Consider the following 19,014-nt stretch of genomic DNA (forward strand, 5'->3'; position numbering starts at 1 on the left):
GTCAGCGCGCGGGCTCGACGTCCGCGTTCCAGTCTCCCGACTTGCCGCCGCGCTTCTCCAGCACGCGCACGTCGGTCATCACCATGCCGCGATCCACCGCCTTGCACATATCGTAAATGGTCAGCAACCCGACCTGCACCGCCGTCAGCGCTTCCATCTCGACGCCGGTCTTGCCACGGGTTTCCACCTGCGCGGTGCAGAGAATGGACGACGAAGTTTCATCGGCTTGAAATTCGACCTTTACCCGGGTGAGGGCGAGAGGATGGCAAAGCGGAATCAGGTCGCTGGTCTTTTTTGCGCCCATGATCGCAGCGATGCGCGCGATCCCCAGCACATCGCCCTTTTTTGCTGAGCCGGACAGCACGATGGCCAGCGTTTCAGGCTTCATGCCGATTCTTCCGGCGGCGACGGCGACGCGATGCGTTTCATCCTTGGCACCGACATCCACCATGTGAGCCTGGCCCGCTGTGTCGAAATGCGTCAGGCCGCCATTGGCGCCGTCTCCCGGCGTGTAGTTTTTTGTGTCCATAGGTAACAAACTTGATCGCGTGGTGCATAGGTTTGAGGTCGGGGTATCATAGCATCGTGAACCCCAAATTCCTTTCCCTTCACCTAGTGTCTGGAGTGCCCAGAATGCCCGGAGTACGTGCCATGCTGCTCGCGGCGATCATCGCCATGAGTGCCACAGTGCAACCATTACCCGGGCATGCGCAGAACCTGCCCAGCCTGGGCGACACCGAGCGCGAATCGCTGTCGCCGCAGATGGAGCGCAAGCTCGGCGAACAGATCATGCGCGACATCCGGCGCGATAAGGATTATCTCGACGATGATCCCGTCCTCGAGTATCTCAACAACTTCGGTACCAGCCTGCTGACGGCCCATCCCGAGGCGCGCGGGGAGGCGGGCTACGACTTCTTTTTCTTCCCGGTGCGCGATCCGATGCTCAATGCATTCGCCTTGCCGGGCGGATTCATCGGGGTGCATTCCGCGCTGGTCCTTGCAGCACAAAATGAATCGGAACTGGCGTCTGTACTCGCGCACGAAATCGGCCACGTTTCCCAGCGCCATATTGCGCGCATGCTCGGCCGCCAAAAGCAGGACTCCCTGATTCCGCTCGCCACGGCACTGCTGGCGGCACTGGCGGTGCGCGGCAGTCCGGATACGTCTGCCGCGTTGCTGATGGGCGGGCAGGGTGTTGCCCTGCAGCGCCAGCTCAATTTCAGCCGCGACGCGGAGCGCGAGGCCGACCGCATCGGCCTGCAGATTCTGCGGGAAGCCGGATATGACACTTCCGGCATGATTTCCTTCTTTGCCAGAATGCAAAATGCGACACGCTCCTACACCGATTCGGCGCCGGCCTACCTGCGCTCGCATCCGATGACCACCGAGCGCATCGCCGACATTCAGGCCCGTACCCGCGACCTGCGCTACAAGCAGCGCGCCGACAGCATCGATTTCCACCTGGCGCGCGCGCGCCTGCGCGTCCTGCAGGATCCGTCGGCGCAAGGCTTGCGGGAAGCCTCGATTGCTTTCGACAGCCAGCTGCAACTAAAGGCCAGGGTGCCGGTGATGTCAGCCAAGTACGGCCAGGCATTCATTGCGCTGCGCCAGGGCAATGCCGCCAAGGCGCAGAGCCTGCTGCAGGAATCGGTCGCCGCGGCCAACGGCGCTTCGGCGCCGGTGCAGAGCCCGCTGATCGCAAGCATGGCCATCGATATCAAGCTGGCCGCGAACGATGCTGCAGGCGCGGTCAGGGAAGCCGATGCGGCAAGGACGAAATACCCGGTTTCGCGCGGCATCGCGCGGCAGTATGCGGATGCGCTGCTGCGTGTCGGCCGCAATGACGATGCGATCAATTATCTACGCGACCAGGCGCAGCTATACCGGCAGGATGCCAAGCTGCAAGACCTCCTGGCCCGCGCCTATGCAGCCCAGGGCAAGCAGGCGCTGCAGCACTTGGCACTGGCCGAAGCCTATGCAATCAATGGCAGCATGCCGGCCGCGATCGACCAGTTGGGCATTGCGCGCCGCGCGGGAGACGCCTCCTTTTACGACCAGGCGATGATCGATGCCCGCGAGCGGGAATTCAAGGCGCGCTGGATGGAAGAGATGAAAGAAGAGCAGCAGCGCGAGCGCTAGAGTGGATTGCGGGTGGGTGTAGAGGAGAATCGGTTTGTCCTGGGATGCAGGGCAAGGCAAGAGGAGCGCCGTGTAGCGGGCCACACAAGCGACGAACAACGCTGCCATGGTGAAGTGGGCCCAAGGCAGGCCGAAGCGACCGTACACCAATTCGCAATCCGCTCTAGGGCGCGTGGCTGCTTGTTCGTTCGCTCGCGCCAGCAGGCTCAGGCCTTTTCTTCCCCGCCCTGCGGCTGTGGCTCGGTCACGAAGCCGAATGTTGTGGCAAGCTGCGCGCGTTCGATGAACGACACCGGCAGGCTGCGTCCTTGATATTCGAAGGACAGCCGGCCTTCTTCGCGTGAACCTAGCCAAGCCAGCAGTGCGTCGTCATCGACCGGCGCACCGTTCATCTGCAGCTGCGGCAGGCATTGCGCCATGTCCCGGTCGTCGATGATGCCTACCTTGCCGCCGCCCTGGAATACCAGCAGGCCGCCATCGGTCAGCCACGCGGCATCGAGCGCCGGCCAGGCTTCGCCGGTATGCGCCAGCAGGCCCTGTTCCGGATCGGTGCGCACGACATAGGGGGCCGCTTCGAGATTCACATAGACCCGCTGCGGGCCGTTCTGGAAATACCAGCGGCCCAGGTCGTCATGCGTATAGTTGCGGTTGATGAAGCCGAGCAGGGCGGCATTGGCGATCTTGTCGCCCGCAAGCCCCTGCGCCTGCGCGCGCTCGTCGCGCATACGCCAGACGCCGCGCGCATCCAGTCCCAGCCAGCCATAGCAGTGCGGCACGTTCGGCCATTTGGCCATCGCTTGCCTGACGATGTCATCCATGTTCTATCCTTTCGTTTCCGCCCGAATTCAACCTGAATTCAACCCGATGTCAGCCCGCAGCCTGGAGAAATGCCGTAATGCGCCGCGGCAGCCAGTGCAGCCTTCCCGGCGGCCCGCCGACCGCAAAGCCGACATGGCCGCCATGCTCGGGATACTCCAGCGTGACGCAAGGCGCCGCGCTTTGCGGCAGATGCCTCGCCGGCAGGAAAGGATCGTTCCTTGCGTTGAGCACCAGGGTGGGCACGGTAATATCATCTAGGATGTGCCTGGCACTGGCTCGGTTCCAGTAATCGTCGGTATCGCGGTAGCCGTGCAGCGGCGCGGTGACGATATTGTCGAATTCATAGAGGTTGCGCGCGCCGAGCATCCGGTCGCGGTCGAACAGGCCGGGGAACTGGCTCAGCTTGTGCAGGCATTTCGGCTTGAGGGTCTGCAGGAAAACGCGCGTATAGATCATGTTCACGCCTTTCGACAGCGCCGCGCCGCCGCCTGCCAGGTCCAGCGGCGCGGAAATCGCGCAGGCGGCATCGACGAAATCGGCCTGGTGCTGGGATTCTCCCAGCCAGCGCAGCAGCGCGTTGCCGCCGAGTGAGACCCCGGCCGCATAGAATTTCGTACCGGCATGCTGCTGGCGACGCATGTCGTGCAGGCGGCGGATGATCCAGTCAACTTCGCCCGCATCGCCCGAATGATAGAAGCGCGGCGCATGGTTCGGCTCGCCCGAGCAGCCGCGGAAATGCGGCACCGCGCCCCACCAGCCGAGCGTCTGCAGGTGCGCCATCAGCCCGCGCGCATAGTGGCTGTCGGACGAGCCTTCGAGCCCATGGAACAGCACCACGAATGGCTGCCCGGGCTGGCCGTCGACGAAATCCAGATCGATGAAATCGCCATCCGGCGTCGGCCAGCGTTCGCGGCGGTAGGCGACGGCCGGTTTGGTCGCGCAGGTCGCCGGGTAGATGGTCTGCAGATGGCCGCCCGGCAGCCAGGACGGGGGAAGATATTTCATTGCCGCCAAAACTCAATGCAGCAGCGCGGCGACCGAGATGTCCGGCGGCGCTTCGCCCGGGACCACCGATGCGTGGTGGGTGACCAGCCGCCAGCCTACATGCGTTTTTATATAAACATTGGTCGCGAGAATGTGGATATCAGCCTGGCGCGACACGGTACGATGCACTTCCTCGATGATATTGTGCACCGAGGTCATCATGTTCTGCGTGATATGCCGCTGCACCGGACGGATCTGCACGCCGCCCTGCTCGAAGATCGATTCCCAGGCAGCGCGGATGGCGGCATGGCCAATCAGGCGAGGAGCGCCGGGATGGATGCAGACGATATTTTCCTCATCGGCCCAAAGCGACATGACGGCATCGACGTCGGCGCGGCTGATGGCTTCGTAGAACGCGGCCTCGGTATCTTCGGGTGTTTCCAGGAATTTGCTGTGTGTGGTGGGCATGGTAGATCGGTGTCCTTTCCGGGCGGAACGATGTCCGACGATCAGGGGACGAAAGGTAACGCCGGAGACGGACAGTATAGAGCAATGGGGAAACGCAGGGAGCGCAGCTTGACGGCGTGCGGGAGATGAAGCTGCGGCCGGGTCAGGACAGGCATGACCCGGCCGCAGGGCGTGCGGTCAAGGAATCAATGCCCCCTGACCACCGCGCCTTCCTTCAGTCGGTACACGGTGCCGCAGTACGGGCACTTGCCGGTGTGGTGATGGTCGAGCGGAATGGTGATGCGGGGATGCGAGGACCACATCGGCATTGCCGGGTTGGGGCAATAGGCGGGAAGGTCCTTGCCGTCGAGTTCGACGTAGCTCATGTTGTGCGGTTCCGGTGCGTGGCTCATGGTTGTATTTGGTATATGCAAATGAAATGGTGAGGGATCGGGGTCAGACCGGCGTCAGCCAGTGCGCGTACTGGGGCGCCCTGCCGGCGACGACGTCGAAGAACAGGGACTGCAGCTTTTCGGTAATCGGGCCTCGCTTGCCTTCGCCGATCGGGCGGTTGTCGAGTTCGCGGATCGGCGTGACTTCGGCCGCGGTGCCGGTGAAGAAGGCTTCGTCGCAGCAGTACATCTCGTCGCGCGTGATGCGCTTTTCAATGACCTCGATGCCGAGGTCGCGCGCCATGGTGAGCACCGCGTCGCGCGTGATGCCGTCGAGGCAGGACGCGAGGTCGGGGGTGTACAGCTTGCCGTTCTTGATCATGAAGACGTTCTCGCCGGAGCCTTCCGACACGTAACCTTCGGTGTCGAGCAGCAGCGCCTCGTCGTAGCCGTCGGCCAGCGCTTCCTGGTTGGCGAGGATGGAATTGATGTAATAGCCGCAGGCCTTGGCGCGCACCAGCGACACGTTCACATGATGGCGGGTGAAGGAAGACGTCTTGACGCGGATGCCCTTGGCGATGCCGTCTTCGCCGAGATAGGCGCCCCACGGCCAGGCCGCGACGGCCACGTGAATGGTGTTGCCCTTGGCCGACACGCCGAGCTTTTCCGAACCGATCCACACCAGCGGGCGGATATAGCAGGACTCGAGCTTGTTCTCGCGCACCACCTGGCGCTGCGCCTCCATCAGGGTTTCCATGTCGAAGGGAATCTTCATCTGGAAGATCTTGGCCGAATTGAACAGGCGCTGCGTGTGTTCCTTCAGGCGGAAGATCGCCGTGCCCTGTTCGGTCTTGTAGGCCCTGACGCCCTCGAATACGCCCATCCCGTAGTGCAGGGTATGCGTCAGGACGTGAATGGTGGCATCGCGCCAGTCGATGAGTTCGCCGTCTTTCCAGATTTTCCCGTCGCGGTCGGCCATGGACATGTGAGCTTCTCCAAAGAATAGTCAATTGTGGCAAAACGTCGATTTTAGCCCATCCCAACGGGCGAGAAAATTCGTCTGTAGAATGTTGCCTTTGGCATTTTCATTGCCTTTCAATCTCGCGGCAGCCTGCACATGGGGCATGGCTGCCGCCCTCCATCGAGCATTGCAAGGTCGTCGCCTTGCAAGGTTCGCAAGTGCCGGAATATGAGCAAATCAATAGCGAACACCAACCAGGCCGCTTCGTCCGATGTGGAGAAGCAGGCATTTCGCGAAGCCGTCAAGGCTTCTGCCGGCACGATACCTGGCATATTCGCCTGGGGCATGGTCACCGGCATGGCCATGGTCAAGAGCGGGCTCACTCTGGGACAGGCGCTGGGCATGACCTTCGTCGTCTTCGCCGGCTCCGCCCAGCTGGCGGCGCTGCCGCTGATCGCGGCCGCTGTGCCGCTGTGGGTGATCTTCGTGACGGCGCTGGTGGTCAACCTGCGCTTCGTCATCTTCTCCGCCGCGCTGGCGCCGCATTTCAGCCACCTGCCATGGCACCGCCGCCTGTGGCATTCCTATTTCACCGCCGACCTCACCATGGGCATCTTTCCCCTGCGCTTTTCCAGCCATACCGCCGGCGAGACCGCCGGCAAGGTCGGCTACTTCAACGGCATCGCCTATCCCAACTGGCTGGCATGGCAGGGCGGCTCCGTGCTGGGCATCCTGCTGGCAAGCCAGATTCCGCAGAGCTGGGGCATCGGCTTTGCCGGCACGCTGGCGCTGCTGTCCATCATGATTCCGCTAACGGCCAACCTCGCCGCGCTGGCCGGCGTGGTGGTGGCAGGCGCCACCTCGGTGCTAGCCGCCGGCCTGCCTTACCGGCTCGGGCTGCTGCTCGCCGTCGTGCTCGGGATGGCGGCGGCCATGGGGTTCGATGCCTTGTTCGGCAAGAAAAAAGCGGGCGGGAAGGGGGCGGCATGAGCGATCTTGAAATCTGGATGGCCATCGGCTTGCTTCTGCTCGCCACGCTCATCACGCGCGGTTCCTTCTTCATGTTCGGCCACGCGGTGCGCCTGCCGCCCAAGGTGCAGCACGCGCTGCGCTATGCGCCGGCAGCAGCGCTGGCGGCCATCGTCATGCCCGACCTGGTGACGATAAACGGGGCGGTGCAGCTGGACTGGATGAATCCGAAGCTGATGGCTGGCCTGGGAGCAACGGTTTTCTTTTTAACCACGCGCCACCTGCTCGGCACCATCATTGTCGGCATGGGCCTCTACACTTTGCTCCGCGTCATCTTGTGAGCGGAAAACGGTTCCCGGCCAGATGCGCTGGAGTAGAATAGCGGCTTTTCCATTATTTCAATAATTGTCTGCCTGCCATGCAATTCAACCGTCTGAGCGACCTCACCGCAAGCAACCAACTTCAAGGCAAACGCGTATTCATCCGCGCCGATCTCAACGTGCCGCAGGACGACGCCGGCAACATTACTGAAGATACCCGCATCCGCGCCTCGGTTCCCGCGATCCAGCAGGCGCTGCAGGCCGGCGCCGCAGTCATGGTGACTTCTCACCTGGGCCGTCCGACCGAAGGCGAGTTCAAGCCGGAAGATTCGCTGGCGCCGATCGCCAAGCGCCTGTCCGAGCTGCTCGGCAAGCCGGTCGAACTGAAGCAGAACTGGGTCGACGGCGTTGATGTAGAGGCGGGCCAGGTCGTGCTGCTCGAGAACTGCCGCGTCAACAAAGGCGAGAAGAAGAACAGCGACGAACTCGCGCAGAAGATGGCCAGGCTGTGCGACGTCTATGTCAATGACGCGTTCGGCACCGCGCACCGCGCCGAAGCGACCACCCACGGCATCGCCAAGTTCGCTCCGGTGGCCTGTGCCGGCCCGCTGCTGGCAGCCGAACTCGATGCGCTGGGCAAGGCGCTCGGCCAGCCCGCGCGCCCGCTGGTGGCCATCGTCGCCGGCTCCAAGGTGTCCACCAAGCTCACCATCCTGAAATCGCTGGCCGACAAGGTGGACAACCTGATCGTCGGCGGCGGCATCGCCAACACCTTCATGCTGGCTTCCGGACTGAAGATCGGCAAGTCGCTGGTCGAGGCCGACCTGGTCGATGAAGCCAAGGCCATCATCGACATGCTCGCCAAGCGCGGCGCCTCGGTGCCGATTCCGGTCGACGTGGTGTGCGCGAAGGAGTTTTCCCCGACGGCGGCCGCCACCGTCAAGGACGTCAAGGATGTCACCGACGACGACATGATCCTCGACATCGGCCCGAAGACGGCGGCCCAGCTGGCGCAGCAGATCGCCCAGTCGGGCACCATCGTCTGGAATGGCCCGGTCGGCGTGTTCGAATTCGACCAGTTCGCCGAAGGCACCAAGACGCTGGCCATGGCAATTGCCGAATCCAAGGGCTTCTCGATCGCCGGCGGCGGTGATACGCTGGCTGCAATCGCCAAGTACGGCATTGCCGACAAGGTCGGCTACATCTCGACCGGCGGCGGCGCTTTCCTCGAATTCCTGGAGGGCAAAACCCTGCCTGCGGTCGATATCCTGCTGCAGCGGGCGAAATAATCAGGCGGGGCTGCGGCGCCTTGCGCGCCGCACGCTCCCGCTGTATCACCGGTCCACTGCACTGCATCCGCCGCCGCTCCGCTCTCCGCTCCCTGAAGGTTTCCACATGATCAGAGCTACCAAAATCGTTGCCACCATCGGCCCTGCTTCCAGCAGCCCCGAGATACTCAGCCGCATGATCAAGGCCGGCGTCAACGTGGTGCGCCTCAATTTCTCGCACGGCAAGGCGCAGGACCATATCGACCGCGCGGAGATGATCCGCAAGGTCGCCGCCGAATGCGGCCGCGAGATCGCCATCATGGCGGACCTGCAGGGACCGAAAATCCGTATCGGCAAGTTCGAGCAGGGCAAGATCTTCCTTGAGAACGGCAGCAAGTTCATCCTCGATGCCGACTGCGAAATGGGCAACCAGGCGCAGGTCGGGCTCGACTACAAGGAATTGCCGCGCGACCTGAGGCCGGCCGATGTGCTGCTGCTCAACGACGGCCTGATCGTGCTGGTGGTCGACCGCATCATCGGCAGCGCCATCCACACCACCGTCAGGATCGGCGGCGAACTGTCGAACAACAAGGGCATCAACCGCCTCGGCGGCGGGCTGTCCGCGCCGGCGCTCACCGCCAAGGACATGGACGACATCAAGACCGCGATGAGCTTCCAGGCCGACTACATCGCGGTGTCCTTCCCCAAGAGCGCGACCGACATGATCATGGCGCGCCAGCTGGCCAATATCGCCGGCGAAGGCGTGCGCCACAGGCCGCAGATGATCGCCAAGATCGAGCGCGCCGAAGCCATTCCCGTGCTGCAGGAAATCCTCGACGCTTCCGACGGCATCATGGTCGCCCGCGGCGACCTGGCGGTCGAGGTCGGCAACGCGGCCGTGCCGGCGCTGCAGAAGCGCATGATCAAGATGGCGCGCGCATCCAACAAGCTGGCGATTACCGCCACGCAGATGATGGAATCGATGATCGTCAACGCGGTGCCGACGCGCGCGGAAGTCTCCGACGTCGCCAACGCCGTGCTCGACGGCACCGATGCGGTGATGACCTCGGCGGAAACCGCCGCCGGCAAGTATCCGGTCGAAACCGTCGAGATCATGGCCGCGGTCTGCCAGGAAGCCGAGAAATCCGACGCGGTCAAGCTCGACGCCGATTTCCTCAATGCCACCTTCACCCGCATCGACCAGTCCATCGCCTACGGTGCGCTGTTCACCGCCTATCACCTGCGGGTCAAGGCCATCGCGGCGCTGACCGAATCCGGTTCGACCGCGCTCTGGATGAGCCGCCACAATATCGATATCCCGATCTTCGCGATCACGCCCATCCTCGCCACGCAGCGCAAGGCGGCGCTGTACCGCAATGTCAGCACCTTTGAGCTGGCGCATTCCACCGACAGGGAAGCGGTGCTGAAAGGCGCGCAGGATTTGCTCCTTGCCAAAGGTGTGGTCCAAAAAGGTGACATGATTGTCCTGACCTGGGGAGAACCGATGGGCCAAGTCGGCGGTACCAATGCCCTGAAGATCATGAAGATCGGCGAATACTAATTTCATTGTCTGGAGAACATCATGCCTCTCGTATCCATGCGTCAACTGCTCGACCACGCCGCTGAAAACGGCTACGGTCTGCCCGCATTCAACGTCAACAACCTGGAGCAGGTCACCGCGATCATGGAAGCCGCGAACGAAGTCGGCTCCCCGGTGATCATGCAAGCCTCCGCAGGCGCCCGCAAGTATGCCGGCGAAGCCTTTCTGCGCCACCTGATCGAAGCCGCGGTCGAAGCCTATCCGCACATCCCGGTCGTCATGCACCAGGACCACGGCCAGTCGCCGGCGGTCTGCATGGCCGCGATCAAGTCCGGCTTCACCTCGGTGATGATGGACGGTTCGCTGATGGAAGACGGCAAGTCCGTTGCCAGCTACGAATACAACGTCGAAGTCTCCCGCAAGGTGGTCGAGTTCTCGCACGCCATCGGCGTTACCGTTGAAGCCGAACTCGGGGTGCTCGGTTCGCTGGAAACCATGAAGGGCGACAAGGAGGACGGCCACGGCGCGGAAGGCACCATGACCCGCGAACAGCTGCTGACCGACGTCGACCAGGCGGCCGACTTCGTCAAGCAGACCCAGTGCGACGCGCTTGCCATCGCCATCGGCACCTCGCACGGCGCCTACAAGTTCTCGCGCAAGCCGACCGGCGACATCCTCGCGATCGAGCGCATCAAGGAAATCCATACGCGCATCCCCAACACTCACCTGGTGATGCACGGTTCGTCGTCCGTACCGCAGGAACTGCTGGCCGAGATCCGCGAATTCGGCGGCGACATGAAGGAAACCTATGGCGTGCCGGTCGAAGAGATCCAGGAAGGCATCAAGCACGGCGTGCGCAAGATCAACATCGACACCGACATCCGCCTGGCGATGACCGGCGCGATCCGCCGTTTCTTCGTTGAAAATCCGTCCAAGTTCGACCCGCGCGAATACCTGAAGCCGGCCCGCGAAGCCGCGAAGAAGGTGGTCAAGTCGCGCATGATCGCCTTCGGCTGCGAGGGACAGGCAGGAAAGATCCAGCCGATCCCGCTCGAAAAGATTGCCGAGAAATACAAAAAAGGCGAACTCGCGCAGATCGTGCAGTAAAATTCGGGTTCGGCATTCAATCAACCGGCGGGCTGCCACGGCACCCGCCGGTTTGGCTTTTTTGGAAATACGATGAACAGTCTTTACCAATCCACCATCTCGTCGTTGCCTCTGCTGGGCCGCGGCAAAGTCCGCGACAACTACGCCGTCGGCGACGACAAGATCCTGATCGTGACCACCGACCGCCTGTCGGCCTTCGACGTCGTGATGAACGAGCCGATCCCCGGCAAGGGCAAGGTGCTCAACCAGATGTCCGACTTCTGGTTCCAGAAGCTCGGCGACATCGTGCCGAATCACCTGACGGGCATCGCGCCGGAATCGGTGGTGCGGGAAGACGAAGCGGAGCAGGTGCGCGGCCGCGCCGTGGTCGCCAAGCGCCTCAAGCCCATCCTGGTGGAGGCGGTGGTGCGTGGCTACATCATCGGCTCCGGCTGGAAGGATTACCAGGCATCCGGCGCCATCTGCGGCATCGCCCTGCCGCCCGGCCTGAAGCAGGCCGAGAGGCTGGCCGCTCCGATCTTTACGCCGGCGGCCAAGGCCGATCTCGGCGAGCATGACGAGAACATCAGCTTCGAGGAAATGGAAAGCCGGATCGGCAAGGAACTCGCCGCCAGGATGCGCGACGTCAGCATCAAGCTCTACCAGACCGCTGCCGACTATGCGGCCACGCGCGGCATCATCATCGCCGACACCAAGTTCGAATTCGGTCTCGACGACAACGGCACGCTGCACCTGATGGATGAAGTGCTGACCGCCGATTCCTCCCGTTTCTGGCCGGCGGATTCCTACGCGACCGGCATCTCGCCGCCGTCCTTCGACAAGCAGTTCGTGCGCGACTACCTGGAAACCCTCAAGGACTGGAACAAGACCGCGCCGGCGCCGGCGCTGCCGGCCGACGTGATCGAGAAGACAGGCGCGAAATACCGCGAGGCCCTGGAGCGCCTGACCGGTACCACCTTGAAGAACTAAAGAACTGAACTGGGAATCGAGATGAGCGCAGCTTCCTCTGCGACGCCGGTCGTCGGCGTCATCATGGGTTCGTCCTCCGATTGGGACGTGATGCAGCACGCGGTCGCGATGCTGAAGGAATTCGGCATTCCGCATGAGGCGAAAGTGATTTCCGCCCACCGCATGCCGGACCAGATGTTCGCCTATGCCGAGTCGGCGCGCTCGCGCGGCCTGCGGGCGATCATCGCCGGCGCCGGTGGCGCGGCCCACCTGCCGGGCATGGTAGCCGCCAAGACCATCGTGCCGGTGCTGGGCGTGCCGGTGCCTTCGAAGTACCTGCGCGGCGAGGATTCGCTGCTGTCCATCGTGCAGATGCCGAAGGGCATACCCGTGTCGACCTTCGCCATCGGCGAGGCCGGCGCGGCCAATGCGGCGCTGACGGCGATTGCGATACTCGCCGCCACCGATGATCAACTGGCCGAGCGGCTGCAGGCATTCCGTGCCCGCCAGACGCAGGCCGCACTCGACATGACATTGCCGGCATGAACGACAAGTTTCAACCATTGCTGCCGTCTGCCGCGCCGGCCACCTGGCTGGGCGTGATGGGCGGCGGCCAGCTCGGCCGCATGTTCGTGCACGCGGCGCAGAAGATGGGCTTCAAGGTGGCCGTGCTGGAACCCGCGCGCGACTGCCCGGCGGGCGATGCCGCGGACCACCTGCTGTGCGCCGGCTATGACGATGAAGCGGCGCTGGCCGAACTGGCGCTGCAGTGCAGGGCCGTCACCACCGAATTCGAGAACGTGCCGGCGCGAAGCCTGTCCTTCCTTGCCGAACGCACCTTTGTCGCGCCGTCGGCTTCCTGCGTATCGGTTGCGCAGGACCGCATCGAGGAAAAGCGCTTCTTCACCCAATGCGGCCAGGCTTCCGGCGTGCTTCCCGCTCCCTACCACGTCATCGCGAGCGAACAGGATATCGACGCCGTTCCGGATGCGCTGTTCCCCGGCATCCTGAAGACCGTGCGGATGGGTTATGACGGCAAGGGCCAGGTCAGGGTCAGGAGCAAGGACGAGGTGCGCCAGGCGTTCGCCGCGCTCAAGGGCGTGGCCTGCGTGCTGGAAAAGATGCTGCCGCTGGCCTACGAGGTCTCGGTGCTGACGGCGCGCGGCGCCGACGGCGAGTCGGTGGTCTATCCGATTGCGGAGAACGTGCATCGCGACGGCATCCTGTTCACCACCACCGTGCCCGGTCCGAACGTGTCGGCCGAGTCGGCAGCGAAGGCCCAGCATGCCGCGCTGGAGATCATTGCCGCGCTCGGTTACGTCGGCGTGCTGTGCATCGAATTCTTCGTGCTGCAGGACGGCTCGCTGGTTGTCAACGAGATGGCGCCGCGTCCGCACAATAGCGGACACTTCACGATCGACGCTTGCGTCACCAGCCAGTTCGCGCAGCAGGCGCGCGCCATGGCCATGCTGCCGCTGGGCGACGTGCGCCAGCATTCGCCGGCGGTCATGCTCAATATCCTCGGCGATGTCTGGTTCGAGAACGGCAGCGATCAGCCGCGCGAGCCGGCCTGGGACCAGGTTCTGGCCCTGCCGGGAGCGAACCTGCACCTGTACGGCAAGGACGACCCGCGCCGCGGCCGCAAGATGGGCCATGTCACTTTCGTCGCCCCCACGCTGGAGGCAGCGCAGGCCGGCCTGCAGGCGGCTTGCCGCATTCTTGGCATCGCGCCCTGACGTCACCTGCAACAGCCGCGTCCTTCGTCATCATCACCGCCATGTCCGAACCAGACCAGAACGCCATCAATGCAGCCGCCCGCCTCCTGGAGGCGGGGAAGCTGGTCGCCTTTCCGACCGAGACCGTATACGGCCTGGGGGCCGACGCGGAAAACCCGGAAGCGGTCGCCAGCATCTATGCCGCCAAGGGGCGCCCGTCGAATCATCCGGTGATCGTGCATGTCGCGCCGGATGCCGATATCGGCTACTGGGTGCAGGCCGTTCCCGAGGAAGCGCGCAAGCTGATCGCCGCCTTCTGGCCGGGACCGCTGACGCTGATCCTCAAGCGCGCAAGCCACATACCGGACGCGGTGTCCGGCGGACAGGATTCGATCGGCTTGCGCTGCCCCTCGCATCCGGTCGCGCAGTCGCTGCTGCGGGCCTTTAAGGGCGGCCGGGGAGGCGTTGCGGCACCTTCGGCCAACCGCTTCGGCCATGTCAGCCCGACAACCGCCCAGCATGTGCGCGACGAGTTCGGAAGCATGGATGAAGGACCGCTTGCCTGCGTGCTCGATGGCGGGCAGAGCGAGGTGGGCATCGAATCCACGATTGTCGATCTGTCCCGCATGGCAACGCACGGGCCGGTGCTGCTGCGCCCCGGGCAACTCGGCGCAGCGCAGATCGCCGCTGTCATCGGCATCGTGCCAAGGCAGCCGGATGCGGCCGCGCCGCGCGCTTCCGGCACGCTGGAAGCCCACTACGCGCCGCGTACGCCGGTGGCGCTGGTCGAACCATCGGACCTGGGCCCGATCATGCAGCAGTTGAACGGAAAAGGCAGGCAGGCGGCGCTCATCGGCTATGGCGATGCGCTCGCGCTTCCCGCCGCAAGTCTTTTCATGTTGCCGGCCGCGGCCGACGGTTATGCGCATGGTCTGTATGCGGCGCTGCGCAGCGCCGATGCCGCCGGTGCGGACATCATCCTGGTCGAAGCGCCGCCCCGGGCGTCGGCATGGCAGGGCGTGAATGACAGGTTGCGGCGCGCCGCCCATGATTCGCAAGGCGTACTTGAGCGCTTGCTGAATGCGCGCTGATTCGGCCTGATCCGGCACGCTCTTCCGGACAAGGCGGCATTAGCTCATTGTTGCGTCACGGCCTGGTCGAAGTGAATTTTCCGCCGTGGAAAACCAGCGCCGGCTTCGGCGATACGTCGCATCGCTCCACTTCTCCCACGAAGATCACATGGTCGCCCTCCGGGTAGCGGCTGCGGTTGTGGCATTCGAACCAGGCTGACACGCCCTTGAGGATGGGCAGGCCGGTGTACGACAGGTCGAAATCCACGCCGTCGAAACGGTTGTCGATGCGCATCGCGAAGCGCTCGGCCAGCACCGCCTGGTCGCCGGACAGGATATTGATGACGTAATGCGAATTGACGCTGAACACCGGCATGCTGCTTGCACCTTGGGCGAGGCTCCAGAGCACCAGCGGCGGATCAAGGGACACGGAATTGAAGGAACTGGCCGTCAGGCCGACGAAAGTGCCGTCCGGCAGCCGCGTGGTGATCACGGTCACGCCGGTAGCGAACTGCGACAGCGCCTGGCGGAAATGGGTTGAATCGAATGCCGGCGGCTCCGCGCCGGGAAATGAATAAGACATCGGAAATCCAGGAAATTTTGCCCATTATGCCGAAAAAGCCCCGGCCATGCGGGGGCTTACCGCTGACGTTACCGCTGACGCACTGACTTGACCCGGGGCGCGGGCGGGCGCAGCAGGTCCTGGAACAGCGTGGGCATCCAGGGCCGCGCCGCCAGCAGAAAACTGAGGGAAAAGCGTTCCTCGTAGGGCAGGCGCGCATCTTCCTGGTGCTGCTGCGCAAAATCGCGCGCAAGCTGGTTCATGCGATCGAGCAGGGCGGCGATCGAGCGTTTTGACAGCATCACGTTGACCAGGCGCAGCGCCTCGTTGTCGCCATCGAATTGCGAAGCCAGGAAGTCGCTGTAGGCCTGATGCCGGAAGAACGTCTGGATCGGCCCGTTGGGAATCCAGCGGAAGGTGCGCGATACCAGCAGCTTGACCCGGTTATTCGGCAGCAGTTCGAGGAAGCCGATGCGGTCGAGGCGCACCAGGTGCCTTACGACTTCCGCTTCATTCAAGGTATATGTCTGCACGATCTGTTCCACCGTCAGCTGGTTCAGTACCGAAACGGCGACGGCGAACAGCCGGGTATCGCCGATGATTTCCTTTTCCTGCGCATGGCTCAGCTCGGAAATCAGCCGCGATTCGTCCTGTGCGGACATGGCCACGTCGCGGAAATCGATGCCTGTGGCCTGCAGAATTTCATCCAGGCGCTGCAGCGTGAAGTTCTTTTGCGAAAACATGCGCTTGACGCTGGCCTCCGACATGCCGATGCGCGCTGCGAGTTCCGCATAGGTAATGCCGCGCGCCTTCATTTCACGTTTCAGGGAATCGACTAGGGAAATGGCTTGTCGCATGAAGGGAAACCGAAAGTCAAAAGCGCATTACACCATGGAATTGCCGGATGCCGCGTGCTGGCCTGATCCGGCTCCCGATGCCATGAACGGGCGCACAAAGTTGATTGAAGTCAACATTCTTACATAGGCAGGGTCATGCATTTACGCTAAAGTCATGACATAACATGTGGAGTTCATCATGACGACGGAAATTGCAACACTCGGCGGCGGCTGCTTCTGGTGTCTGGAAGCGGTCTATCAGGAACTCAAGGGTGTGCAGCATGTGGAGTCGGGCTACACCGGCGGACATGTGGCGAACCCGACCTATGAACAGGTCTGCGAAGGCAACACCGGGCATGCGGAAGTGGTGCGGCTGGAATTCGATCCGGCGCAGATCGGCTACCGGGAGATCCTCGAGATCTTTTTCACGATTCACGATCCGACCACCCTCAACAGGCAGGGCAATGACGTCGGCACGCAGTACCGCTCGGTCATCTACTATCACACTCCCGAACAGCAAGACATCGCCAAACAGGTGATCGCCTGCATGGCCAGCGTCTGGGATGCGCCCATCGTGACCGAACTCAGCGCGCTGCAGCCGTATTTCAAGGCGGAAGACTATCACCAGAATTATTTCCGCCAGCATCCGCTCCAGGGTTACTGCGCCTTTGTGGTGGCGCCCAAGGTCACGAAGTTCCGCAAGATCTTCACCGACAAGCTCAAGGCGCCGGCCCAGCTATAACCCGCACCATTGATGGCGGATCAAAAAGGCCTTACGGCTGCAGCCGTTGCCGTTGCCAGGAACCGTCCTGCTGCAGGCGGTAGGCGATGCGGTCGTGAAAGCGCGATGGCCGCCCCTGCCAGAATTCCATGTAATCCGGAACGAGGCGATAGCCGCCCCAATGCGGCGGGCGCACCGGCTGTCCGCCATATGCCTGTTCCACCTCGGCATAATGCCGTTCCATCGTTTCGCGGCTATCTATCGGGCGGCTCTGCGCCGATGCGATTGCCGCCAGCCGGCTCTTCAGCGGGCGGCTGTTGAAATAGGCATCGCTTTCGTCAGCGGAAATCCGCTCGACCCGGCCTTCGATGCGCACCTGCCTTTCCAGCTCGATCCAGTAGAACAGCAGTGCCGCGAACTGGTTGTTCTGCAGTTCACTGCCCTTGCGGCTATCGTAATTGGTGAAGAAGGTAAAGCCGCGCTGGTCGACATCCTTGATCAACAGTATTCGCGACGACGGCCTGCCGCCGGCATCGACCGTGGAAACGCTCATCGCATTGGCTTCGGGCACTTCTGCGGCCAGTGCCTCCGAGAACCATTTCGAGAACTGGTCTATCGGGTTCGGGAAGACATCCTGTTCGGACAGGCTGGCGCGACTGTAGTCCTTACGTAGATCCGCTATCGACATCATTTTTTCCTGTGGTGTTTTACGCTGAACCGGCGCACGAGCCAAAGCCGGGCGCCAAATGAAACCATTATCGCAAATCAGCGCCGGGCTATGGCCGGAGCCTCGATGGACTTCGGGTCTTCAGGACCTTCAAGGATTTGCGGGGCATAGCGGGACTTGATGAGGCAGGCGGGAGACGACTCAAACAAGATAATCGTCCCGTCTTGCAAATTCCTTGTCCCACATCAATGTTTGCAGGAAACGAGACCAACGTCAGTCGAGGCGGCCGCTTCGGACCCGGAGTCACCTCCATCCCTGAGCGAAGAACGCGGATGCCGACACTCTTCTGTGGGATCAGTTTAAAGACAGAGGAGTCGGAAACGCTGACAATCGATCAAGGCAACGATACTACAGGTCAAGAAAAAACATTCTAGGGAAAAATTCCGCGATTGCCTCGCGTTAAAATAAGGGGATGAACGCCATTATTCCCTTTCCCCAGCAGACTGGCTCGAATGACAACGGCAGCAGCGGCGCCAGCAACGATATCGATTTCGATCGTCGTTTCGGCGGCATTGCGCGCCTGTATGGCCAAGCTGCGCTTACCCGTTTCCGTAATGCCCACATCTGCGTGATCGGCGTCGGGGGCGTAGGCTCCTGGATCGTCGAAGCGCTCGCGCGCAGCGCCATCGGACGCATCACGATGATCGATCTCGACAACGTAGCCGAATCGAATGTCAACCGTCAGATCCATGCGCTCACCGACACCATCGGCAAGGCCAAGGTCACAGCGCTGGCCGAGCGCATCGCCCAGATCAATCCCTATTGCAAGGTGACCGAGATCGAAGACTTCATCGATCCGGACAATCTGGATGCCATGATCGGCAGCCGCAACTACGACTACGTGATCGACGCGATCGACAGCGTGAAAGCAAAGACCGCGCTGATCGCGTATTGCCGCGCCAGCAAGATTCCGCTAATCACCATCGGCGGGGCCGGCGGGCAGGTCGATCCGACTCGCATCGAAGTGCGCGACCTGTGCCGGACCGAGCAGGAGCCGCTGCTGGCCAAGGTACGCAAGCGCCTGCGCGCCCAATACGGTTTCCCGCGAGGGACAAAGAACAAGTTCGGTATCGATGCCGTTTTCTCAACCGAGCCCCTGCGCTCCCCGGAAACGGAAGAGGCCTGCGAGATCGACGGCAACGCGGACGGCAAGCCCGGCATTACCGGACTCAATTGCGCCGGGTTCGGCTCCGCCATGGTGGTCACCGCCAGCTTTGGCCTGGTGGCTGCAGCGCAGGCGCTGCGCAAGCTGGCGCAGGCCGCGGACGAGGTCCAGGCCGGCAAGTCCGCTAGCCGGGAGAACGAGCCCCCGACCCAGGCCCCGGCACAAGACATCGAAGCCGAAGCTGTCATCGCGGCCTGATGCCGGCCCGGCAGAGTAGAAAGAATGAAAAAGAGCGGCGCTGCCGCTAATGCCGTTCAGTTAAGACTGAGCGGCATTTTTCTTTTCGGGTGTTGTAAACGGTCGCGAGGGCTGTTAACCTGCGTC

21 protein-coding genes are annotated in these 19,014 nt (G+C 62.8%); 12 read left to right on the forward strand and 9 right to left on the reverse strand.

From position 1 onward, the window contains the following. Window position 1 precedes the first annotated feature (1 nt). Window positions 2–529, reverse strand: a complete 528-nt coding sequence (gene moaC, locus RY831_RS14300; RefSeq protein ID WP_326507025.1) for a cyclic pyranopterin monophosphate synthase MoaC — start codon at window positions 527–529, stop codon at window positions 2–4. Window positions 530–633: 104 nt separating this feature from the next. On the opposite strand from moaC, the gene RY831_RS14305 reads away from it, so the two are divergent. After that, on the forward strand, window positions 634–2,139 hold the full coding sequence (locus RY831_RS14305) for a M48 family metalloprotease (protein ID WP_326507026.1): 1,506 nt from the start codon (window positions 634–636) through the stop codon (window positions 2,137–2,139). A 206-nt stretch (window positions 2,140–2,345) separates the two neighbouring features. Here RY831_RS14305 and RY831_RS14310 read toward each other — a convergent pair whose 3' ends face one another. The 5 genes from RY831_RS14310 to RY831_RS14330 form a co-directional block, all read right to left on the reverse strand. Next, a complete protein-coding gene (locus RY831_RS14310) occupies window positions 2,346–2,957 on the reverse strand; it encodes a DUF2946 family protein (protein ID WP_326507027.1) in 612 nt (203 codons plus the stop codon). A 49-nt stretch (window positions 2,958–3,006) separates the two neighbouring features. Continuing rightward, window positions 3,007–3,963, reverse strand: a complete 957-nt coding sequence (locus RY831_RS14315; protein WP_326507028.1) for a YheT family hydrolase — start codon at window positions 3,961–3,963, stop codon at window positions 3,007–3,009. 12 nt (window positions 3,964–3,975) lie between these two features. Beyond that, entirely contained in the window at window positions 3,976–4,410 is a 435-nt protein-coding gene (locus RY831_RS14320) for a YybH family protein (RefSeq protein ID WP_326507029.1), read from the reverse strand. Window positions 4,411–4,595: 185 nt separating this feature from the next. Then, the gene (locus RY831_RS14325) at window positions 4,596–4,775 is read right to left on the reverse strand and encodes a zinc-finger domain-containing protein (protein ID WP_326507030.1); all 180 of its coding nucleotides are present in this window, start codon (window positions 4,773–4,775) and stop codon (window positions 4,596–4,598) included. A 70-nt stretch (window positions 4,776–4,845) separates the two neighbouring features. Continuing rightward, window positions 4,846–5,766: a branched-chain amino acid transaminase gene (locus RY831_RS14330; RefSeq protein ID WP_326507031.1), complete on the reverse strand. Its 921-nt coding sequence runs from the start codon at window positions 5,764–5,766 to the stop codon at window positions 4,846–4,848. Window positions 5,767–5,970: 204 nt separating this feature from the next. On the opposite strand from RY831_RS14330, the gene RY831_RS14335 reads away from it, so the two are divergent. The 9 genes from RY831_RS14335 (at window position 5,971) to RY831_RS14375 (ending at window position 14,700) form a co-directional block, all read left to right on the forward strand. Further along, entirely contained in the window at window positions 5,971–6,732 is a 762-nt protein-coding gene (locus RY831_RS14335; protein WP_326507032.1) for an AzlC family ABC transporter permease, read from the forward strand. Further along, window positions 6,729–7,052: an AzlD domain-containing protein gene (locus RY831_RS14340; RefSeq protein ID WP_326507033.1), complete on the forward strand. Its 324-nt coding sequence runs from the start codon at window positions 6,729–6,731 to the stop codon at window positions 7,050–7,052. The genes RY831_RS14335 and RY831_RS14340 overlap by 4 nt, the downstream gene beginning before the upstream one ends. A 77-nt stretch (window positions 7,053–7,129) precedes the next feature. Then, complete coding sequence (locus tag RY831_RS14345; RefSeq protein WP_326507034.1) at window positions 7,130–8,320, forward strand: phosphoglycerate kinase; 1,191 nt, start codon at window positions 7,130–7,132, stop codon at window positions 8,318–8,320. Window positions 8,321–8,426: 106 nt separating this feature from the next. Further along, window positions 8,427–9,860 carry a pyruvate kinase gene (gene pyk / locus RY831_RS14350; RefSeq protein WP_326507035.1) on the forward strand — a complete coding sequence of 478 codons (1,434 nt, stop codon included), beginning with the start codon at window positions 8,427–8,429 and terminating at the stop codon, window positions 9,858–9,860. A 21-nt stretch (window positions 9,861–9,881) separates the two neighbouring features. Next, window positions 9,882–10,946 (forward strand): class II fructose-bisphosphate aldolase, encoded by a 1,065-nt coding sequence (gene fba / locus RY831_RS14355; protein ID WP_326507036.1) that lies wholly within the window; start codon window positions 9,882–9,884, stop codon window positions 10,944–10,946. A gap of 72 nt (window positions 10,947–11,018) precedes the next feature. After that, on the forward strand, window positions 11,019–11,915 hold the full coding sequence (locus RY831_RS14360; RefSeq protein ID WP_326507037.1) for a phosphoribosylaminoimidazolesuccinocarboxamide synthase: 897 nt from the start codon (window positions 11,019–11,021) through the stop codon (window positions 11,913–11,915). Between the two features lie 21 nt (window positions 11,916–11,936). Beyond that, window positions 11,937–12,440: a 5-(carboxyamino)imidazole ribonucleotide mutase gene (gene purE / locus RY831_RS14365; protein WP_326507038.1), complete on the forward strand. Its 504-nt coding sequence runs from the start codon at window positions 11,937–11,939 to the stop codon at window positions 12,438–12,440. Then, the gene (locus RY831_RS14370) at window positions 12,437–13,630 is read left to right on the forward strand and encodes a 5-(carboxyamino)imidazole ribonucleotide synthase (protein WP_326507039.1); all 1,194 of its coding nucleotides are present in this window, start codon (window positions 12,437–12,439) and stop codon (window positions 13,628–13,630) included. Before purE ends, RY831_RS14370 begins: the two co-directional genes overlap by 4 nt. Window positions 13,631–13,671: 41 nt before the next feature. Then, the gene (locus RY831_RS14375; RefSeq protein ID WP_326507040.1) at window positions 13,672–14,700 is read left to right on the forward strand and encodes an L-threonylcarbamoyladenylate synthase; all 1,029 of its coding nucleotides are present in this window, start codon (window positions 13,672–13,674) and stop codon (window positions 14,698–14,700) included. A 55-nt stretch (window positions 14,701–14,755) separates the two neighbouring features. Here the strand turns inward: RY831_RS14375 and RY831_RS14380 are convergent, their stop codons facing one another. Next, window positions 14,756–15,262, reverse strand: coding sequence for a flavin reductase family protein (locus tag RY831_RS14380; protein ID WP_326507041.1), 507 nt, complete (start codon window positions 15,260–15,262; stop codon window positions 14,756–14,758). Window positions 15,263–15,330: 68 nt separating this feature from the next. Further along, window positions 15,331–16,098, reverse strand: a complete 768-nt coding sequence (locus RY831_RS14385) for a helix-turn-helix domain-containing protein (RefSeq protein ID WP_326507042.1) — start codon at window positions 16,096–16,098, stop codon at window positions 15,331–15,333. Window positions 16,099–16,276: 178 nt separating this feature from the next. Between RY831_RS14385 and msrA the strand changes: the two genes are divergently transcribed. Beyond that, complete coding sequence (gene msrA / locus RY831_RS14390; RefSeq protein ID WP_326507043.1) at window positions 16,277–16,819, forward strand: peptide-methionine (S)-S-oxide reductase MsrA; 543 nt, start codon at window positions 16,277–16,279, stop codon at window positions 16,817–16,819. 31 nt (window positions 16,820–16,850) lie between these two features. Here msrA and pdxH read toward each other — a convergent pair whose 3' ends face one another. Beyond that, window positions 16,851–17,486 carry a pyridoxamine 5'-phosphate oxidase gene (gene pdxH, locus RY831_RS14395; RefSeq protein ID WP_326507057.1) on the reverse strand — a complete coding sequence of 212 codons (636 nt, stop codon included), beginning with the start codon at window positions 17,484–17,486 and terminating at the stop codon, window positions 16,851–16,853. A 451-nt stretch (window positions 17,487–17,937) separates the two neighbouring features. Here pdxH and tcdA point away from each other — a divergent pair, with 451 nt between their 5' ends. After that, the gene (gene tcdA, locus RY831_RS14400; RefSeq protein WP_326507044.1) at window positions 17,938–18,888 is read left to right on the forward strand and encodes a tRNA cyclic N6-threonylcarbamoyladenosine(37) synthase TcdA; all 951 of its coding nucleotides are present in this window, start codon (window positions 17,938–17,940) and stop codon (window positions 18,886–18,888) included. Window positions 18,889–19,014 lie beyond the last annotated feature (126 nt).

Origin of the sequence: Noviherbaspirillum album, assembly GCF_035916955.1 — a bacterium.
GTDB lineage: Bacteria > Pseudomonadota > Gammaproteobacteria > Burkholderiales > Burkholderiaceae_D > Noviherbaspirillum > Noviherbaspirillum album.